The organism is Vibrio sp. 2433-A1, from assembly GCF_056726085.1.
Map to the genome: position 1 here is coordinate 34390 of NZ_JBRESC010000023.1, position 18576 is coordinate 52965.

The 18576-nt window shown below is 43.9% G+C and carries 18 protein-coding genes; 15 read left to right on the top strand and 3 right to left on the bottom strand.

The window, feature by feature from the left end:
- Positions 1–143: 143 nt before the first annotated feature.
- The 3 genes from rpoH to glpG all read left to right on the top strand — a co-directional run bounded on the left by rpoH (position 144) and on the right by glpG (position 2578).
- Complete coding sequence (rpoH, locus tag ACU01J_RS18385) at positions 144–1001, top strand: RNA polymerase sigma factor RpoH (protein WP_481087015.1); 858 nt, start codon at positions 144–146, stop codon at positions 999–1001.
- A 409-nt stretch (positions 1002–1410) separates the two neighbouring features.
- Positions 1411–1737: a thiosulfate sulfurtransferase GlpE gene (glpE, locus tag ACU01J_RS18390; protein ID WP_053441693.1), complete on the top strand. Its 327-nt coding sequence runs from the start codon at positions 1411–1413 to the stop codon at positions 1735–1737.
- 4 nt (positions 1738–1741) lie between these two features.
- Positions 1742–2578, top strand: coding sequence for a rhomboid family intramembrane serine protease GlpG (gene glpG / locus ACU01J_RS18395; RefSeq protein WP_481087016.1), 837 nt, complete (start codon positions 1742–1744; stop codon positions 2576–2578).
- Positions 2579–2631: 53 nt separating this feature from the next.
- On the opposite strand, the gene ACU01J_RS18400 is transcribed toward glpG, so the two are convergent.
- Complete coding sequence (locus ACU01J_RS18400) at positions 2632–3039, bottom strand: flagellar basal body-associated protein FliL (RefSeq protein ID WP_481087017.1); 408 nt, start codon at positions 3037–3039, stop codon at positions 2632–2634.
- Positions 3040–3204: 165 nt separating this feature from the next.
- On the opposite strand from ACU01J_RS18400, the gene ACU01J_RS18405 reads away from it, so the two are divergent.
- Positions 3205–3744, top strand: coding sequence for a chorismate lyase (locus ACU01J_RS18405; RefSeq protein WP_481087018.1), 540 nt, complete (start codon positions 3205–3207; stop codon positions 3742–3744).
- Entirely contained in the window at positions 3745–4599 is an 855-nt protein-coding gene (gene ubiA / locus ACU01J_RS18410) for a 4-hydroxybenzoate octaprenyltransferase (protein WP_481087019.1), read from the top strand.
- Between the two features lie 54 nt (positions 4600–4653).
- Here the strand turns inward: ubiA and plsB are convergent, their stop codons facing one another.
- The gene (gene plsB, locus ACU01J_RS18415; RefSeq protein WP_481087033.1) at positions 4654–7095 is read right to left on the bottom strand and encodes a glycerol-3-phosphate 1-O-acyltransferase PlsB; all 2442 of its coding nucleotides are present in this window, start codon (positions 7093–7095) and stop codon (positions 4654–4656) included.
- Positions 7096–7298: 203 nt separating this feature from the next.
- Here plsB and ACU01J_RS18420 point away from each other — a divergent pair, with 203 nt between their 5' ends.
- From ACU01J_RS18420 to fghA, 6 genes are all read left to right on the top strand, one after another.
- Positions 7299–7661, top strand: coding sequence for a diacylglycerol kinase (locus ACU01J_RS18420; RefSeq protein WP_394128402.1), 363 nt, complete (start codon positions 7299–7301; stop codon positions 7659–7661).
- An 86-nt stretch (positions 7662–7747) separates the two neighbouring features.
- Positions 7748–8368, top strand: coding sequence for a transcriptional repressor LexA (gene lexA, locus ACU01J_RS18425; RefSeq protein ID WP_053441699.1), 621 nt, complete (start codon positions 7748–7750; stop codon positions 8366–8368).
- Positions 8369–8454: 86 nt separating this feature from the next.
- Positions 8455–9267, top strand: a complete 813-nt coding sequence (locus ACU01J_RS18430) for a class I SAM-dependent methyltransferase (protein ID WP_481087020.1) — start codon at positions 8455–8457, stop codon at positions 9265–9267.
- A 41-nt stretch (positions 9268–9308) separates the two neighbouring features.
- A complete protein-coding gene (gene dinF / locus ACU01J_RS18435; protein WP_481087021.1) occupies positions 9309–10646 on the top strand; it encodes an MATE family efflux transporter DinF in 1338 nt (445 codons plus the stop codon).
- A gap of 215 nt (positions 10647–10861) precedes the next feature.
- Positions 10862–12010 (top strand): S-(hydroxymethyl)glutathione dehydrogenase/class III alcohol dehydrogenase, encoded by a 1149-nt coding sequence (locus tag ACU01J_RS18440; RefSeq protein ID WP_481087022.1) that lies wholly within the window; start codon positions 10862–10864, stop codon positions 12008–12010.
- Positions 12011–12195: 185 nt separating this feature from the next.
- Positions 12196–13035, top strand: a complete 840-nt coding sequence (gene fghA / locus ACU01J_RS18445; RefSeq protein ID WP_481087023.1) for an S-formylglutathione hydrolase — start codon at positions 12196–12198, stop codon at positions 13033–13035.
- A gap of 60 nt (positions 13036–13095) precedes the next feature.
- Here the strand turns inward: fghA and sthA are convergent, their stop codons facing one another.
- Positions 13096–14526 (bottom strand): Si-specific NAD(P)(+) transhydrogenase, encoded by a 1431-nt coding sequence (sthA, locus tag ACU01J_RS18450; RefSeq protein ID WP_134837266.1) that lies wholly within the window; start codon positions 14524–14526, stop codon positions 13096–13098.
- Between the two features lie 256 nt (positions 14527–14782).
- Here sthA and fabR point away from each other — a divergent pair, with 256 nt between their 5' ends.
- The 4 genes from fabR (at position 14783) to ACU01J_RS18470 (ending at position 18527) form a co-directional block, all read left to right on the top strand.
- The gene (gene fabR / locus ACU01J_RS18455) at positions 14783–15424 is read left to right on the top strand and encodes an HTH-type transcriptional repressor FabR (RefSeq protein ID WP_481087024.1); all 642 of its coding nucleotides are present in this window, start codon (positions 14783–14785) and stop codon (positions 15422–15424) included.
- A complete protein-coding gene (locus ACU01J_RS18460; protein ID WP_481087025.1) occupies positions 15424–15810 on the top strand; it encodes a YijD family membrane protein in 387 nt (128 codons plus the stop codon). Before fabR ends, ACU01J_RS18460 begins: the two co-directional genes overlap by 1 nt.
- 289 nt (positions 15811–16099) lie before the next feature.
- The gene (locus ACU01J_RS18465; protein WP_268664457.1) at positions 16100–17383 is read left to right on the top strand and encodes a tyrosine-type recombinase/integrase; all 1284 of its coding nucleotides are present in this window, start codon (positions 16100–16102) and stop codon (positions 17381–17383) included.
- Between the two features lie 52 nt (positions 17384–17435).
- The gene (locus ACU01J_RS18470; protein ID WP_268664456.1) at positions 17436–18527 is read left to right on the top strand and encodes a hypothetical protein; all 1092 of its coding nucleotides are present in this window, start codon (positions 17436–17438) and stop codon (positions 18525–18527) included.
- The last annotated feature ends 49 nt before the right edge of the window (positions 18528–18576 follow it).

Sequence of the window (18576 nt, forward strand, 5' to 3'; positions counted from 1 at the left end):
AAAAGTACACGCTACCGTATACTTTATCTTGTGTAGACAGTTTGTTTGTGCATAATAACTTTCCCCTGCTTGAAACCTGTTCATTTTAGGTTCAAGATTTATGGGTTAAAAATACTCCAGATCAGAGATTGATGAGGAACTGAATGACAAGTCAAGCATACCCAATGGCAGCTGTAACCCAAGATAGCTTAGACAGCTATATTCGCTCGGTAAACAGCTACCCAATGCTAACTCCTGAAGAGGAGCGTGATTTAGCGGAGAGACTGCATTACGACGGCGAAATTGAGGCGGCAAAAGGATTGATCCTTTCGCACCTGCGCTTTGTTGTGCACGTTGCTCGTGGTTATTCAGGTTATGGCCTACCAATGGCTGACCTAGTTCAAGAAGGTAACATTGGCCTGATGAAAGCGGTAAAACGCTTTAACCCTGAAGTGGGAGTTCGTCTGGTCTCTTTCGCGGTTCACTGGATTAAAGCTGAAATTCACGAGTATGTGCTACGTAACTGGCGCATTGTGAAAATCGCAACGACCAAAGCACAGCGTAAATTGTTCTTTAACTTACGTAAGTCGAAAAAACGTCTAGGTTGGTTCAATAACGGTGAAGTAGAAACTGTTGCTCGTGAGCTTGGCGTAGAGCCATCAGAAGTGCGTGAAATGGAATCTCGCCTAGCTGCGCAAGACGCAACGTTTGAGATGCCGACTGACGACGATGATACGGGGACCTCATATACTGCACCTATGGTCTACCTAGAAGACAAAGCGTCAGACGTTGCAGACCATGTTGAAGCATCAAACTGGGAAGCTCACACCAATAATCGTTTGAGCCTAGCGCTTAAGAGCCTAGATGAGCGCAGTCAGCATATTGTTCGTTCACGTTGGTTAGATGACAACAAATCTACCCTGCAAGAGCTTGCTGAAACCTACAGCGTATCTGCAGAACGTATTCGTCAGCTCGAAAAGAATGCGATGAAAAAGCTTAAAGCGGCGGTTGGCGAGTTTTAATCTCTCCCCCTGAATTTTTAAGAAGCCGAGATTTTATGATCTCGGCTTTTTTATTGCCGATCATAAATGGAATTTAAATGCGATAACGGGATCTAATCTTGAACTAATTGCCTGTGGGTAACTCTGTGGTAAATTTCTTTGCTATCTGTCAGAAAGCAGGGTGAATAAAGGCATTAGAGGCAAGTTACTGGTGGGGATAGTTTCTTGTTTACACACATTCAAATAAGGATCATCACTATATATTGTGGATCTATGATCAAATAAACACTTTATCAACGCAATCCACAGTTTTATCCACAGATGGTCGAAATATGATCGCTAGTGGATAACCTTACTCACTCCGTGTACTTGTTAACCACTGGATAGGTTACAATGGTGGTCGATAAATAAAACAGAAAAGAGAAAGTTGATGGACCAGTTTAAACATATTGATGTTGATGGCGCGCAGCGCTTGTTGGAGCAGGGTGATGCAACCATGGTCGACATCCGTGACCCACAATCTTTTGCCGTTGCTCATGCCAAAGATGCTTTTCATCTTACCAATGACACTATGGTTGCTTTTATGGATGAAGTGGAGTTTGAACAGCCAGTATTGGTGATGTGTTACCACGGTGTCAGTAGCCAAGGCGCCGCTCAGTATTTGGTTAACCAAGGCTTTGAGCAGGTGTATAGTGTTGATGGTGGCTTTGAAGCCTGGCAAAGAGCTCAATTACCGACGCAATCCAATCTAGGATAACTTTATGCATAGACTCATCTCTCTCAATAATCCGCGTATGGCGCAGGCCTTTATTGATTATATGGCCTCACGTCAGATTGATATTCAGATGATGCCTGAGGGAGAAGGGCAATTCGCATTATGGCTAACGGACGGCCAACATCAAGTTGAGGCTCAAGCCGAGCTCGATCATTTCCTCGCCAACCCTGATGCTAGTAAATATCAGGCTGCCTCTTGGGATATGGCGGAGTCGCGCAAGAGTCATTTTAGCTACAATTCACCTAGTATGCTGGCAATGATCAAAGCCAAAGCCGGGCCAATGACCTTATTGGTGATGCTGGTGTGTGCGGTTATCTTTATCTTGCAACAGCTTGGTATGGGCAATGCCATTTTTCAGGCGTTACACTTTCCAGCTCTTGAAGGTCAAGAGTGGCAACTGTGGCGCTGGTTCGGTCATGCTCTATTGCATTTCTCGGTGATGCATATCGCTTTTAACTTACTGTGGTGGTGGCAGTTAGGTGGCGATATCGAACAAAGGCTAGGTTCAACAAAGCTGATTCAACTGTTTCTGGTTTCGGCGGCATTGTCGGGCGCTGGACAATACTGGGTCGAAGGGGCCAACTTTGGTGGCTTATCCGGTGTGGTCTACGCCTTGGTCGGATACTTATGGATGTTAGGCTACAAAGCGCCACAAGTCGGTTTGAGTATGCCTAAACCTGTTATTGGCTTTATGTTGGTGTGGTTGGTACTGGGCTTTATGCAGCCGTTTATGGCCATCGCCAATACTGCCCATTTAGTCGGTTTGTTATCTGGGGTGGTGTTTGGCTTAGTCGATGCTAGTCGAGCCAATGCCAAACAGTAGCTAATAAAAAGCGGCGTTTAGCGCCGCTTTTTTGTATCACGAGTTTACTTGAATTACTGGTATAAGTACTTGGTAAACAGCAAGTCAGCAATGATGGTTTTACCTGTTTCAGGTAGTAAAGCTTCATTGAGTTGGCTCACGAGGGTCTTACGTAAGTCTTCGCGTCCAGCTAATGAAGTAATAGTATCTTCGGACTGTTTGCCTAGCAGTTCAATCACGGCATCACGAATCAAAGGTTGGTGCAGCTCGATGAGTTTTAAATCGGCTTCACTGGCAACCATGATATCGATGCGTACTTGGATATAACCGAGCTTTTTACCTTTGGTGTAGAAGTTGGTGGTTAAATCAGGCTCAAGGGTAAAATAGGCTAACTGAGGTGCTGACTCTTCTTCTGCATAAGTCGGTAAACTAATAACAAGGCTCAACAGGCAAAATATTTGGGCTAGGTAACGTTTAATCATATTTATAACTTTTCTTTCTTCCAATCACGATATTCGAATCGCCTGAGTCTTGTTACAATAGGGCATCTATTTGTAATAAAAATGCGTTAAGCACTCGAAGTAGTGGTTAACATCAGAGATCGAAGCTTTATTGTACGATGATAAGGCTACTTATTGAATACTAGTATGAATCAATCGACTGCGCTTTATTTATCAGCTTTAAGCCAAACTAAATGGCAAGACCCTGATAATTTTAGCTTTCCTACACAAAGTGCAAAAAAATGGTTATTAGAACAGGGCTCATTGTCACGTTTATTAGAGTCTTATTGCCAATCTTTGAATGTAGATCTACTTCATAACAAAGTTGTCAAAGCAGAGAGGCTCAACGACCAAGAAATCTCCCTATTAGCACAAGAGGCGTGTTTACTGCGTAAAGTTGTGCTTAAAGGGGATGGCCAAGCTTGGGTGTTAGGTCGTACCCTAATCCCTCAATCCTCAATGCAAGACCAAGAATTCGATCTGGCTCAGCAAGGTGAAATTCCGTTAGGGCTCACCGTCTTTAGTGCTAATGATGTCAAACGAGACGCCCTTCAGGTTGGTATTGTCGAATTGAACGACGAAGTGTTACTCGCGCGTCGTTCTCGTTTGTGGATGAACCATAAGCCGATGCTCGTTGCTGAGCTGTTTTTACCTACCGCGCCCATCTATACACAGGAGAGTATTTAAATGACCTCGGACAAGGCTGTCGCGTATTGGCAATTGATGCGTATGGACAAACCCATCGGGACCTTGCTCCTGCTTTGGCCAACTTTATGGGCGTTAATTATCTCTGCTCAGGGTATCCCGGATTTCAAAGTCCTGTTGGTATTTGTGCTTGGGGTTATTTTTATGCGTGCCGCTGGCTGCGTAATTAATGACTTTGCTGACCGTAAGGTTGATGGACACGTTAAACGTACTAAGCAGCGCCCATTACCGTCAGGTCGTGTTAGTTCGAAAGAAGCGATTGCTCTATTTTTGGTGCTCGCGATTAGCTCATTCGTATTGGTATTGAGCATGAATACGCTGACGATTCAGCTCTCTTTCGTGGGTCTAGTGCTGGCGTTTATCTACCCATTTATGAAGCGCTTTACTCATCTACCACAGCTCTTTTTAGGTCTAGCGTTTAGCTGGTCAATCCCGATGGCGTGGGCGGCGCAATCTGGAGAAGTGCCGATGATAGTGTGGTTTATCTTTGCTATTAATGCCCTATGGACGATTGCTTATGATACTCAATATGCAATGGTTGATCGAGATGACGACCTGAAGATAGGGATTAGGTCGACTGCGATTCTGTTTGGCCGCTTCGACAAGATGGTGATTGGTGTCTTACAGTTGATTACTTTAGCCATGTTGATGTGTGTTGGTACCTGGTATCAGCTCGGCGCAAGCTACTATTGGAGCCTTTTGGTGGTCGGTGCGCTGTTTGTATTTCAGCAGCATTTAATTCGTCACCGCGAGCGTGACTTATGTTTTAGAGCCTTCCTCAATAACAACTATGTCGGTATGGTCGTCACCATAGGATTGTTTATCGCATTCTGGTAATCAAAAAGGACATCCATTGGATGCCCTTTTTAGATTTCAAAGCGAGTCATCTTATTACGCTTGCTTAGCTTCTACTGCTTGGTAGATGCTCTCTTCAATCGTTAAGCGTACTTCAGGATAGAGCATTGAGTAGAGTAGCGAAGCCAGTTGCTCACTCTTAGTACTGTCACAGTTACCATCAACATCAAGGTAGGCTTGCTGTTTAAGAGTGGTAAACAGTGCAGAGAATACCCCTTTGTCGAAGAACTCAGGCGCATTGATACCGTGTAGGCGACCTAATCGCTGAGCGATATCTTGGCTCTTAAGCTCTAAGTCTGATTTACCCAATTCAGGGTTTGCTACCAACAGATTCAGTGCAATTGAGTAGCGCTGCAGAGTTTCTGTGATAGTGCGACCGAGCAGAACAAGCACTTGGCTGTTAGCCGTGTTGATTGATACTTGCTGTTCACTATTGATGGTCACTAAGCCTTGGCTAGCCAGTTCTTCAATATACGCTTCGGTGAGCTCTGCTAAGTTTTCTTCTTCAACACTCAAGAACAGCTCTTGTTTCAAGAATGGGTAAACCAACGCCACATTCTGCTGGATCTGCGCTAGTGATAGCTGTTGGTGACGTACAAGCATCTGAGCAATCAACGACGGCAGTGCCAGTAGGTGAATGATGTTGTTACGGTAGTAAGTCATCAAGATCGATTGGTTACGATCGAGAGAGACAATATCACCCATGCTGTCCGCTTCGAGCATAAACTTATCTAGTGATTCCGCGTGCTTAACCAAAGATTCAGCATCCTCTTGCGGCACAGTATAAGTCGATGAATACGAGACATTTTTCAGAATTGAAAGGTAGCAATCGATCTGATTGACTAAGCTGTCACGAGAGAGCGCACGTTGGCGAGAAGCAAGCAATGCAGTGGCACATAGCGTTAGTGCGTTGGTTGCTGCAGCATCATTAATGTGCGTCATCATTTTAGTGGCAAGATCGTTGACCACAGGGTTTAACCATTGTGGTTTGCTAGAGCCCATAGGGTCGATATCTTTGGTCCACTCAGGTGCTTGCTCATTGAGGTATTGATTAAGCGGAATCGGTTCACCGAAGTTCACATAGCCTTGACCAAAGTTACGTAGTTTACGAATAGTGCGCAGCACTAAACTCGCGTTCTCTTTCTCTTTGCGTTTACCACGCAGCTCTTTGGCGTAAGTCGCCACTTCCATAACGTGCTCATAGCCAATGTAGACAGGCACTAGCGTCACTGGGCGGTTAAGACCGCGTAGCATCGCTTGAATCGTCATCGCCAGCATGCCAGTTTTCGCTTGTAGTAAACGACCAGTACGTGAACGACCACCTTCACTGAAGTATTCCACTGAGTATCCTTTAGCAAATAGCTCAGCTAGGTATTCACGGAAGATCGTCGAGTAAAGTTTGTTGCCTTTGAAGCTACGACGGATAAAGAACGCACCGCCACGACGGAAGATAGGCCCAGCAGGGAAGAAGTTTAGGTTGATACCCGCAGCGATATGCGGTGGCACCATACCTTCTCGGTAGAGAACATAAGAAAGCAGCAAGTAGTCCATGTGGCTACGGTGACAAGGAACGTAGACAATTTCATGACCATCTTGAGCCAATTTGCGCACCGTCGCGGCGTTAGTGATGTTCAAACCTTGATAGATACGGTTCCATAGCCAACCCAGTAGGCGCTCACCATTTTTAATCAGTGAGTAAGAGAAGTCAGCGGCAATCTCATCCATGATCGCTTGTGCTTCTTTGCGTACTTTCTCTATCGGAATGTTTTTCGCTTTTGCTTCATCTTCAATCACTTTTTCAATCGCTTTTGACTGCATTAAGCGATCAAACAAGGCTTGGCGACTTGGCAGATTAGGACCAGATGCGGCTAGCTTCTGACGTGAGAAGTGAATACGAGCAACGCGTGCTAACTTGTGGGCAATCGAAGTATCGGTACCGTGTGAGTCTGCCATGTAACGCAGTGATACCACTGGGCTAATACGTACTAAACAATCACGACCAGCCAGTAGCATCGCTTTAGCTTTTTGTGGTCCATTTAATGATTGCAGATATGGCTTTTGCTGCGACTCTTTACCCGGCTTACGGCCCCAAAGTACAGTTGTCGGAATGACTTGAACATCCAACTCACTATCGAATTTGTGCAATTCCAGTAGTTCAGAGAATTGCGTGATCGAGTCGCTAGGTACGTCTTGGTCATTGCTCATGACCGTTTGGCGAGAAGAGGTGAAAATGTAGCGGTTAAATTGCTTACCGTTGATTTCCACAGCTTCAAGTGGATCAGGTAGACCTAATTTTATGACCTGAGCTTGCAGCGCGAGTAAGTCGACATCTGAGCGGTATGGCAAAGCGTAGACAATAGGCTTGTTTATATCAATGCTATGATCTTCAATAGGGTTTGAAGGAATTGTGGTCCCTTTCACTAACACTGACATCGGCAGTTTTAGCAAGGAACGCGATAACATTCGTCCAGAAGACATAAGGTTCTTAGCCTCGAAATAGATGTTGTGCATAAGCGCATTTCCATTTCTCTAACTATAGAAGTGGGAATGCACCCAAGCGGGTATTTTTATAGCCGGCAAGGATAACAGAAACTGGTCGAACCTTTTACTTATTATTGATTATGAAAACATCAATCTTTGTTCTAAATGAATTGTTTGTTAAATAAAATAGAGAAAAGAGCTTGAAGCCAAAAACGACACATGGATTTAAACGGCTGAGAAATGCCACCCGCTACTCATGCCAAGGATTAAGAGCCGCGTTTAAACATGAGCCTGCTTTTCAAGAAGAAATTATCCTCGCATCCCTGATGATTCCCGCTGCATTTTTTATTGCTGACAGCCAGCTTGAGCGCATTTTGCTGATCGCGACAGTGGTGATGGTATTAATCGCGGAGTTATTCAATAGTGCCATTGAAGCTGTGGTGGATCGGGTTAGTGAGGAGCATCATCCGCTGTCTGGACGAGCCAAAGATATCGGCTCCGCAGCGGTTATGGTTACCATGTTATTGGCGGGTTACACTTGGCTAGAAATCCTATTTTTCTAAACTCATCAAAAAACAATCAATTGGCTTTTCATTTAACCAATTACTGGATATACTCACAGTTAACTGTATAAAAAGACAGGTGACTTATGAAGCCGTTAACGCCCCGCCAACAACAAGTTTTTGACCTGATCAAAAACAAAATTGAATCGACAGGTATGCCGCCAACTCGTGCTGAAATTGCACGTGAACTCGGCTTCCGTTCAGCCAATGCTGCTGAAGAACATTTAAAAGCGCTTGCTCGTAAAGAAGCGATTGAAATCATTCCTGGTGCCTCTCGTGGTATTCGTATCTTACTAGAAGATGCTGCCAACGATGAAGAAGGTTTACCATTGATTGGTCAAGTAGCCGCAGGTGAGCCGATCCTTGCTCAAGAGCACGTAGAAACTCATTACCAAGTCGATCCGGGGATGTTTAAACCACAAGCGGACTTCTTACTGCGTGTTAACGGTGAGAGTATGAAAGACATCGGTATTATGGATGGCGATCTACTTGCAGTGCATAAGACACAAGATGTTCGTGATGGACAGGTTGTTGTTGCACGCGTTGATGATGACGTAACGGTGAAGCGTTTAGAGCGTAAAGGCTCGACGGTATTACTGCATGCAGAAAATGAAGAGTTTGCACCAATTAAAGTGGATTTGACCAGTCAGCACCTAGCGATTGAAGGTTTAGCTGTTGGTATTATTCGCAATACCGATTGGATGTAATCTCTGTTTGAGATAAGTTCTCACTTGTTGATTTTGTAATTGATATTCATTATCATCTGCTTTCTGGCTACAGAAGGAAGATGATAATGGCCGCCAATCAAACATCAGCTAAACATCGCTATCAAATACCCAGTAATTTGCTGAAACCCTTATGGCTTCGTAGTCGTGAAAGTTTAGTTGATAATGGCTTGGTGTATGATCCTGTCGCTGCCCGCGCGTGTCAGCGTTGCCAATTAGCACCTGAGTGTTTTTCTGGTGACATCGACCAAAAACAGCTCCTTCACGCCACTCTCACCCAATTGTGCGATCAGCACGTTTCTGACTTTATCAAGCGTAATCCTGACGGTTGGATCGTTAATGTTGGTGCCGGATTAGATACCCGTTTTTACCGCGTTGATAATGGCTGTTGTCATTGGCTCGAACTCGATGTCACTGAAAACCTACTATGGCGACAGAAACTGTTCCACAATAGTGAGCGCTACCACCATGTCTGCGGCAGTGTTGATGATATAAGTTGGCTTGCACAGCTACCAGTGCCAGAAAAAACTCCGGTGATGATTGTATGTGAGCATGCATTACTGGATTGTTCAGAAAAACAGGTAGCGAAGTTCATTCAGGCTCTGGGCTGTCACTTTGATAGCGCTCGTGCCTGTATCGTTTTAGCCGGTGATCTTACCCATACCAAACTCGGCCAGAAACTTGGCTCCGATCATTATGGTCATGGCTACAGTGCGCCGGGCGAGGCGATGCTGGGATATTTACCATGGGCACGTTGGGCAAAAACCTATCAACCTTTAGAGCAAAACTGCGGGCGATGGAAGCTTTGGCAGCGCTGGCTCAACAAAGTTAACTTCTTAAAACAACGTTTAACACCGGTAGTGGTTCAGCTTCGCTGGTGATACCGTTACACTTGCCATTCAATCTTTAATTGAGTGGCAACGTGCAAATACTTCAGACTCTCTCTAATCGCGATGTGCACAAACAAGTGCTACTGCTCGCGATCCCCATGGTTCTCTCTAACATTACCGTTCCGCTGTTGGGCTTGGTTGATGCAGCGGTGATCGGCCACCTTGACCACGCTTGGTATCTAGGTGGTGTGGCACTGGGGAGCACGATGATTAGTGTGACCTTTTGGCTACTTGGCTTTTTACGTATGTCGACCACGGGCTTAACAGCGCAATCTTACGGTGCGAATAATAAGCATCAATTGGGGCTGGTCTTTACTCAAGGGATGGCGATGGCTTTGGGCTTCGCTGGGTTGTTTCTCTTATTCCATCAAGCGATTGCGGATTGGGTATTTAGCTTTAGTGATGCCAGCGACAAGGTAAAACACTACGGTGAGCAATATTATTCAATTCGCGCTTGGAGTGCGCCAGCGGCATTGGCCAACTTTGTTCTACTCGGCTGGCTGCTTGGGACACAAAATGCCAAAGCGCCAATGTGGATGGTGATCATTGCCAACGTGACCAACATAGCGCTAGATGTGCTGTTTGTGATTGGCTTTGGTTGGAAAGTTGAAGGTGCGGCGCTGGCTTCCGTCATTGCCGACTATACCGGAATGAGCTTTGGTCTGTGGTGTGTATGGCGTAAGTGGCATCAAGATAATTTGCCACCAATACTTGGCTTAATTAAAGATACCACCAATGGCCTGAGTCGATTTGTAAAGCTTAATCGCGACATCTTTCTGCGCTCACTGTGTCTGCAAATGACCTTTACCTTTATGACCTTCCAAGGTGCCAGCTTTGGTGATGAGATTGTCGCAGCTAATGCGGTATTGATGAGCTTTTTGATGATGATCTCCTACGGCATGGATGGTTTTGCCTATGCGATGGAGGCGATGGTGGGTAAAGCGATTGGTGCTAAGGACCGCAATCAGCTTAATCAGTCATTGATTGGTACCTTCTTCTGGAGTTTGGTGATTTGTATCGGACTGACCATCGCCTTTGCGTGTGCCGGATCGAACCTGATCAGCTTGATCACGGACATTGAAAGCGTTCATACCATTGCACTCAATTATTTGCCTTGGCTGGTGGCAATGCCACTTATCTCAATGTGGTGCTTTCTACTTGATGGCATTTTTGTTGGTGCGACTAAAGGCAAAGAGATGCGCAACAGTATGTTTTTCTCTACCTGCTCCTTCTTTATTATCTTTTACTTGGCGATGGGCTGGGGTAACCATGCGCTATGGTTGGCAATGCTAAGCTTTATGGCGATGCGAGGCGTGACACTTGGTTTGATATTGACTCGCCAGTGGCGCAGAGGAGAATTCCTCGTTTAATAGATGATGGTTAATGATGAACCGGGCTATAGGCCCGGTTTTTTTGTTTATGCGGTTAATTATTACGTATATGTAATAATGATTTTCAGTTTGATGGGATTATCATTTTTTGTGAAACGCCTAAAATGGCAACCAATAAAACGACGCAGAAGTGAGACGAAAGCTCTACTACGCTTACTACGTCATCTTAAATACCTATTTGAAGGAAACATCCAATGACACTTGAACTCAAACCAGGTCAAACTCATATCCAATCAAAAGCAATGGTTGCTTGGACTGCTGGCGAACCTCTAAAGCGTGAAACGGTTGATGTTGAACTACCTAAAGCAGGTGAAGTTCTTGTTCGTATCGTAGCGACTGGTGTTTGTCACACTGACGCTTTCACTCTATCTGGTGACGATCCAGAAGGTATCTTCCCTTCGATTTTAGGTCATGAAGGTGGCGGTATTGTTGAAATGGTTGGTGAAGGCGTGACTAGCGTTGAAGCTGGTGACCACGTTATCCCACTTTACACCGCAGAATGTGGCGAATGTAAGTTCTGTAAGTCTGGAAAAACTAACCTCTGTCAGGCAGTGCGCGAGACTCAAGGTAAAGGCCTAATGCCAGATGGCACAAGCCGTTTCTCTATCAACGGTGAGCCAATTTACCACTACATGGGTTGTTCTACTTTCTCTGAGTACACGGTACTACCGGAAATCTCACTAGCGAAAGTAAACAAAGAAGCGCCACTTGAAGAAGTTTGTCTTCTAGGTTGTGGTGTGACGACTGGTATGGGTGCGGTACTTAATACAGCAAAAGTTGAAAAAGGCGACACAGTTGCTGTATTCGGTCTAGGCGGTATCGGTCTTTCTGCAATTATCGGTGCTCGTATGGCTGGTGCTAGCCGCATCATCGGTGTCGACATCAATGAAAGCAAATTCGAACTAGCAAAACAGTTGGGTGCGACTGATTGCATCAACCCAATGAAACTCGATAAGCCAATCCAAGACGTTATCGTTGAGATGACTGATGGTGGTGTTGACTACTCATTTGAATGTATCGGTAACGTAAACGTGATGCGTCAAGCACTTGAGTGTTGTCACAAAGGTTGGGGTGAGTCTGTAATCATCGGTGTTGCTGGTGCAGGTCAAGAGATATCTACTCGTCCATTCCAACTAGTTACTGGTCGTGTATGGCGTGGCTCTGCTTTCGGTGGTGTTAAAGGCCGTTCAGAACTTCCAGAAATCGTAAACCGTTACATGGCAGGTGAGTTCGGACTGCAAGAGTTTATCACTCACACAATGGGTCTAGATGACGTAAACGAAGCATTTGAACTCATGCACAAAGGTGAATCTATCCGTACTGTTCTACACATGGATAAGTAATTCACTTAGGTTTCTGATCAATAAACTGTCCAATTGATCAGAGACCGTCTGTTCACCCAGACATCTTTTTCGCCACCTTTCGCCCGGGAGGTGGTGACATTCCCTTTGTTAAGAGTGTCTTTACCTGCACTGTTACCAAAGTGAATGCCTTTTAATTGAACCGTCAGCTTTATGGAGCTTATTCAATGACTATCGAAAATATTAGCCAAGCCAAAGTTGCTGGTGGTTGGCACAAGCAATACACACACGACTCTGTAACGCTGAACTGCAATATGCGCTTTGCGATCTTTTTACCTCCAAACGCATCGAAAACCAAGCCAGTACCGGTTCTTTATTGGCTGTCAGGTTTAACTTGTACCGATGAAAACTTCATGCAAAAAGCAGGTGCTTTCCGCCGAGCTGCAGAGTTGGGGATTGCCATTGTTGCACCAGACACTAGCCCTCGTGGTGCAGATGTCGCTGATGATGAAGGTTACGATCTTGGTCAAGGTGCCGGTTTCTACCTTAATGCGACGCAAGAACCTTGGTCACGCCACTACCATATGTATGACTACGTGACAGAAGAGTTACCAGCACTGATCGAAGCTAACTTCCCTGTATCGCGTATTAAATCGATCTCTGGTCATAGTATGGGTGGTCATGGCGCGTTAACCATCGGTCTTAAAAATGCTCAGCGTTACCGCTCAATTTCAGCATTCAGCCCGATCAGTAACCCAATGCAGTGCCCCTGGGGTCAAAAAGCATTTAACGCTTACTTGGGTAATGACTTTGAAACGTGGAAGCAGTACGACGCAAGCGAACTGCTTAAACAAGCACAAGCAAAACTGCCTATTTTGGTTGACCAAGGTGATGCCGATAATTTCTTAGTCGAGCAACTGAAACCAGAAATGCTTCAAGTAGCGGCAAAAGAGCATGACTCAGATGTGGAAGTTCGTATTCAGCCTGGTTACGACCACAGCTACTACTTCATCTCTAGCTTTATCGATGAGCACCTAGAGTTTCACGCTGCTTACTTAAAGCAATAGCTCGAATTCATTGATGAGCCTGCGCTTAATCGGAGCAGGCTTTTTTGTTTGTGACAATATTTAGAACAGGCGATTTAAGCCATTTAGCGCCGCAACACGGTACGCTTCCGCCATCGTCGGGTAGTTGAAGGTGGTGTTGACGAAGTACTCGATGGTATTCGCTTCGCCTTTTTGTTCCATGATCGCCTGCCCGATGTGAATGATCTCAGCGGCACGCTCACCGAAACAGTGAATACCAAGAATCTCTTTGGTTTCGCGGTGGAATAGAATTTTTAAGCTGCCAATGTCTTTGCCTGCAATCTGTGCACGAGCAAGGTGTTTAAATGAAGAACGGCCAACTTCATAAGGTACTTTAGCAGCGGTCAGTTCCTGTTCCGTTTTACCGACTGAGCTGATTTCTGGAATGGTGTAGATGCCGGTTGGAATATCTTCAATAAGATGGCCTTCGGCTTGGCCTTTGTTAATTGCCTGAGCAACAAATCGACCTTGGTCATAAGCGGCACTTGCAAGGCTAGGGTAGCCAATCACATCGCCCACTGCGTAGACATGGTCAACCTCAGTTTGATAGTTACCATCGACTTTTAGCTGGCCACGCGAGTCTGCTTCTAGGCCGACAGCGGCTAGGTTTAATTTATCTGTGTTACCCGTACGTCCATTGGCGTAAAGAATACAGTCGGCACGCATTTTCTTGCCAGATTCTAGGTGAACAATCACGCCATCTTCAGTGCCTTCAATCTTCTCAAACGTTTCATCATTACGAATCACCACACCACTGTTCCAGAAGTGATAGGAAAGCGCATCTGACACTTCGTTATCTAAGAACGCCAGTAGACGGTCACGGGTATTGATCAGGTCTGTTTTGACCCCTAAACCACGGAAGATAGAAGCGTATTCACAACCGATGACGCCCGCACCATAGATGATGATATGACGAGGATCATGCTTAAGGCTTAAGATTGAGTCGCTGTCATAGATGCGCTCATGAGTGAAGTCAACGCCCTCTGGCTGGTAAGGGCGAGAACCTGTGGCAATAACGAAGCGATCGGCGCTATATGTCTCTTCAGTACCATCGCTTTGCATAACGGCAATGGTGTACTTATCAATAAAACGCGCCGCACCAAAAATTAGTGAGCACTGGTTACGATCATAGAAGCCTTGGCGTAGACGAGTTTGCTTATCGATAACAGATTTAGCATGACCAAGGATATTCGAGAAGGTTGAATGTAGGCTGGTATTGTTATGACAGAACAGAGGGTTGTTATTGAATTCGATAATACGGCTAACCGCGTGGCGAAGTGCCTTTGAAGGGATGGTACCCCAGTGAGTACAACCACCACCGACGCTGCTCTCTTTTTCGACAATGGCGACATTTAGCCCTGCTTTGGTTAATCCCATCGCTGCCCCTTCACCACCTGGGCCACTACCAATAACGATTACATCAAAGTGGTTACTCTCCACCATAGCTTCTTCCTTGTTATATTGTCTTAACATTGCTGTAGCGAGATTTTAACTGATTCCGATGCAGCGTACACCAAAAGCACACTAGGAGAGTCGGCGGGATCACGTAGAATCAAGCAAATAGATTAAAGGGTATGTCGTATGTCTCTAATTAAGAGCGAAAAGATTGAAAAATCAACGGAACTCGGTTTAATTGTCTCTCGATCGTCAAAGCGAGAGATTTTGGGTTATCTCCTTAAGTCAATCGTTGTATATTAGTGATCATCGAAGTACGAAGTAGAAAACAAATATGAAATCCATGGGAATCCGAGCACAGCAAAAAGAGAAAACACGTCGTTCTTTGATTGATGCAGCGTTCAGCCAACTCAGTGCCGATAGAAGTTTCTCCAACTTAAGTTTACGTGAAGTTGCACGTGAAGCTGGCATTGCTCCTACCTCATTTTATCGCCACTTTAAGGATATGGATGAGCTAGGTTTAACCATGGTCGATGAAGGTGGTTTGTTGCTGCGTCAGCTGATGCGTCAAGCTCGCCAACGCATTGTCACAGAAGGCAGTGTGATTCGTACATCGGTCGAAACTTTTATGGAGTTTATTGAAAGTAGCCCTAACGTGTTCCGACTATTATTACGTGAGCGCTCTGGTACTTCATTTGATTTTCGTACGGCGGTTGCAAGAGAGATGCAGCACTTTGTGGCTGAGATGACCGAATACCTGATCAGTACAGGTATGACTCGTGATGAAGCGTTTACCCAAGCGGAAGCGTCAGTTACTTTAGTTTTCAGTTCTGGCGCGGAAGCGTTAGATCTTGGTGGGCATGAGCGAGATGAACTTGCTGAACGCCTAATAATGCAATTGCGAATGATAGCCAAAGGGGCTTTCTGGTATCGCAAAGAACGTGAACGTAACCGATTAAAAGGTGGGATAGATTAATGTCGAATGAAATAAACCAAGTTAATCGTGGTTCTGAGAAAAAAACGCTCGTACTGGCACTGGTTGCGGGTATGTGTGGTGATGCAATGTTGTCTTGGCTGACAATGAGCGAAGTTTCTTTCTCTATTTTTCCACTGATTGCGCTTGTTCTGTCAGTACAAGCTCTTTATCAAGAATACCTTAACAACCCTGTATCTGAAGACATTCCGCTAATTGGTCTAGCGTGTTTCTTTGTTGGTGCCTTTGGCCATTCTGCCTTTATCAAGGCGCAATACCCAGACGCGGGCTCAAATATGTTTGCTATCTTTATTACTCTAGGGTTATTGGTGTGGGTGGCGAAGAAGTTAGGTTTCTTAACCCCATCTTCTGAAAAAGCACAATCTTAAGCTTTAAAGCGCAGAAATAAAAAAACGAGCCAAATGGCTCGTTTTTTTGTTTTGACATTTTTTGTTTTGAGTAGTTACGCTTTGCGCTCTAGCAGCACACCCGCTTCCATATGATGGGTGTATGGAATCTTGTGTCCAGTAAGATTTATTACAGTCCATATTTTTAATTTAAGTTGCTGTTAATAAAGGTTTCTCTCTGTTTGGTTGTCCAGTGGGGTTCTAGATTATACAATAGAGACTTACTTGTTCCCGTACCCTGAGCCGTACCCAGAAACGTAGATTTAAAATAATGACAAAGAGAATTAGCAGCAATGCCACATTGCAAGCGTTGAAGCCTCAAGATAAAGAGTACATGATCCCTGATAAAAAAGTTGAAGGATTAAATATCCGTGTTCGTCCCACGGGAACAATGACCTGGACCTTTCGCTTTCAAATAGGTAAAAAACACGAAAAGATTTCAATGGGTCGATACATAAAGTCGAAGCCTCAAACGGGTATGACTTTAGAGCAAGCTAGAGAAGAAGCGGGTCGTTATCGTAGTTGGTTAGAAAATAACAAAAATCCTAAACTTGAGCTAGTTAGAGAAAAGCGAGAACAGGAGGCAGCAAAAACTTTCCATGATGCATTTGTTAGTTTTGACGCTATACACTTATCGAAACAGTTACGAGGAGAGCAGGCTAGGACTATTTACTTACGAGATGTGAAACCGTTTATTGGTGACGTCAAATTAGATGATCTTAATATTATGGATCTAAATAGAGTATTTGACGCTAAAACTGATCAGTCTGGGCAGCGTATGGCCGGAGCTATAGGCGCATGTCATAAAGTGATGAACCAAATCATAAATCATGCGTTAGCTCTCAATATGCTTGAGGTGCACCCAGCCCCACAACTAAAAGCAAAAGATGTGGGAGGCGGTTCAAAAGTAACTAAAAGAAATTTGAGTTTTAATGAATTAGAATTACTACAGTTGAGTTTAGAATCGTGGAAGACTAACACCTCTAATATTCGGCTAATTAGATTTTTACTTGGTTGTGGTCAGAGAATACGAGCTGTTTTAGAAATGAGATGGGAAGAAGTAGATTTGAAAAATAGAACTTGGATTCTTCCTGCAAGTTCAAAAGATAGGCATAGTAAGAGTCCAGAAAGTCGAAAAGTTCCATTGAGTGACTATTTGATTGAATTGCTTAAAGAGCAGCGAAAAGAAATTGCTAATGGCAGGAAGTTAGTTTGGCCTCAATTAAACTCAGATAAAGTACAAGAATCATCAGCTATTAGAATTATTATTAAAAGAAACCTCCCAGATGGAATAGAACCATTCTCACCTCATGACTTACGCCGAACCTTTATTAGCCGATGCAATGAAATGAAGCTCGATATAGTCGCGGTCGAAAAAGCGGTCGGGCATCAGTTACCTGGTATGTTGCGAGTTTATAATCATTACGACTACTTCAATGAGCAATTACAGGTAATGCAAGCGTGGGGGAGAAAGTTACAAGCTCTTTCTCCTAAGAAAAAAGAGCAGATATCGCCCACAAAAGCAGCATTTTTGCGTCGACACTATGGTATATAGTCTGCTATTTCTGCTATTTGTAGCAGAAATAGCAGACTATGAGGAGATATGCATGTCGAGCTTACGTAAGTTTCGAGATTTGGAAAATATCAAAAATGAACGGGATGTAAAGACTTTCCTGATGAAATGTCAAGACAAAGATATTCCACTCTACTACAAAGTTCCTCCAGCACATCATATTTGGCATCGAATTTGGTGGAGTCAAAACGGGCAATTTTCTCAAAGTTTGAACATTAACATTTCCATAGAAAAAGATCTTTCTGTAAATTGGCCTTTTTTGATTCAACTAGATGAAATGTTAATTTCAGATTTAATTGGTTTTAGTTATGCTAATTTCTTCTCTTCTTCCAAAGTCTTTTATTACCATTTCAATAATTTAAAGAAGATAATTGATATGCCGATCGCTGAACTGTGGAAAAATAAGGTGGAAAGCGATAGGTGTAACTTAATAAATCTGGTTGGGTTTGACCCGGTCAATTCATTGATGAAATGTTTATTTTCACCATCAGAATATGAAAGTTATTCAAAAAAAACCGGTAGTAATAAACCTATGGAGGAATTCTACTTTAAAGATGTTTGCAATGAGAAAGAAACCGACATTTATGAACCGAAAGAGTTTCGTATCTCTGTTGATGATATCTATCTTCTAGATGAAGACTTGGATAAGTTATTTAAGCTTCCTACGCTTCCAGGCTTTGAAGATATGAAGAAAGATAGTCCTTATAATATTGTCAAGTACTATCCTGACTATGAGGTTTTATGCAAGCTAGCGAGAATTGGCTTCGTCATTTTTGAAATGAAACCAACAGAAACACAAGATCTAAATGAAAATGATGGAGCCCTTATGCTAGAAAGGTATGGATTATTTAAACGAAAGCCCACCCCTGGACCTCCCACCAAGCGAGCAAGTAAAGATGCTAGGACTGCCTATTCGTTAATATCTATGAATTATAGGAGAACAAATGGGGAAGAGAAGCTAGAGAACCCTCTAATCCAATACTTAAAAAATATACCCTTAAAGAAAGATGTTGGATACAGCAGGGTAAAGGATGAAGTTGTTGCTATCAAGTATAATATTGACCAAGAAAAACTTGTACTAAAACTCCTGAATAAAAATGAGAAGCAATTTTTTGGGCCAAGATAACTGGTTGTTTTTTATCGTTTAATTGTTTTTGGGTAAATAGGGTAAAAGA

Excerpts from the sequence above, each read along its gene's own strand:
- ACU01J_RS18430 (WP_481087020.1), top strand. The coding sequence starts at position 8,455 with ATGGCCGCCAATCAAACATCAGCTAAACATCGCTATCAAATACCCAGT.
- fabR (WP_481087024.1), top strand. The coding sequence starts at position 14,783 with ATGAAATCCATGGGAATCCGAGCACAGCAAAAAGAGAAAACACGTCGT.
- glpE (WP_053441693.1), top strand. The coding sequence starts at position 1,411 with ATGGACCAGTTTAAACATATTGATGTTGATGGCGCGCAGCGCTTGTTG.
- fghA (WP_481087023.1), top strand. The coding sequence starts at position 12,196 with ATGACTATCGAAAATATTAGCCAAGCCAAAGTTGCTGGTGGTTGGCAC.
- ubiA (WP_481087019.1), top strand. The coding sequence starts at position 3,745 with ATGACCTCGGACAAGGCTGTCGCGTATTGGCAATTGATGCGTATGGAC.
- lexA (WP_053441699.1), top strand. The coding sequence starts at position 7,748 with ATGAAGCCGTTAACGCCCCGCCAACAACAAGTTTTTGACCTGATCAAA.
- ACU01J_RS18400 (WP_481087017.1), bottom strand. The coding sequence starts at position 3,039 with ATGATTAAACGTTACCTAGCCCAAATATTTTGCCTGTTGAGCCTTGTT.
- plsB (WP_481087033.1), bottom strand. The coding sequence starts at position 7,095 with ATGTCTTCTGGACGAATGTTATCGCGTTCCTTGCTAAAACTGCCGATG.
- glpG (WP_481087016.1), top strand. The coding sequence starts at position 1,742 with ATGCATAGACTCATCTCTCTCAATAATCCGCGTATGGCGCAGGCCTTT.
- ACU01J_RS18440 (WP_481087022.1), top strand. The coding sequence starts at position 10,862 with ATGACACTTGAACTCAAACCAGGTCAAACTCATATCCAATCAAAAGCA.
- ACU01J_RS18470 (WP_268664456.1), top strand. The coding sequence starts at position 17,436 with ATGTCGAGCTTACGTAAGTTTCGAGATTTGGAAAATATCAAAAATGAA.
- rpoH (WP_481087015.1), top strand. The coding sequence starts at position 144 with ATGACAAGTCAAGCATACCCAATGGCAGCTGTAACCCAAGATAGCTTA.
- ACU01J_RS18465 (WP_268664457.1), top strand. The coding sequence starts at position 16,100 with ATGACAAAGAGAATTAGCAGCAATGCCACATTGCAAGCGTTGAAGCCT.
- ACU01J_RS18405 (WP_481087018.1), top strand. The coding sequence starts at position 3,205 with ATGAATCAATCGACTGCGCTTTATTTATCAGCTTTAAGCCAAACTAAA.
- sthA (WP_134837266.1), bottom strand. The coding sequence starts at position 14,526 with ATGTTAAGACAATATAACAAGGAAGAAGCTATGGTGGAGAGTAACCAC.
- ACU01J_RS18460 (WP_481087025.1), top strand. The coding sequence starts at position 15,424 with ATGTCGAATGAAATAAACCAAGTTAATCGTGGTTCTGAGAAAAAAACG.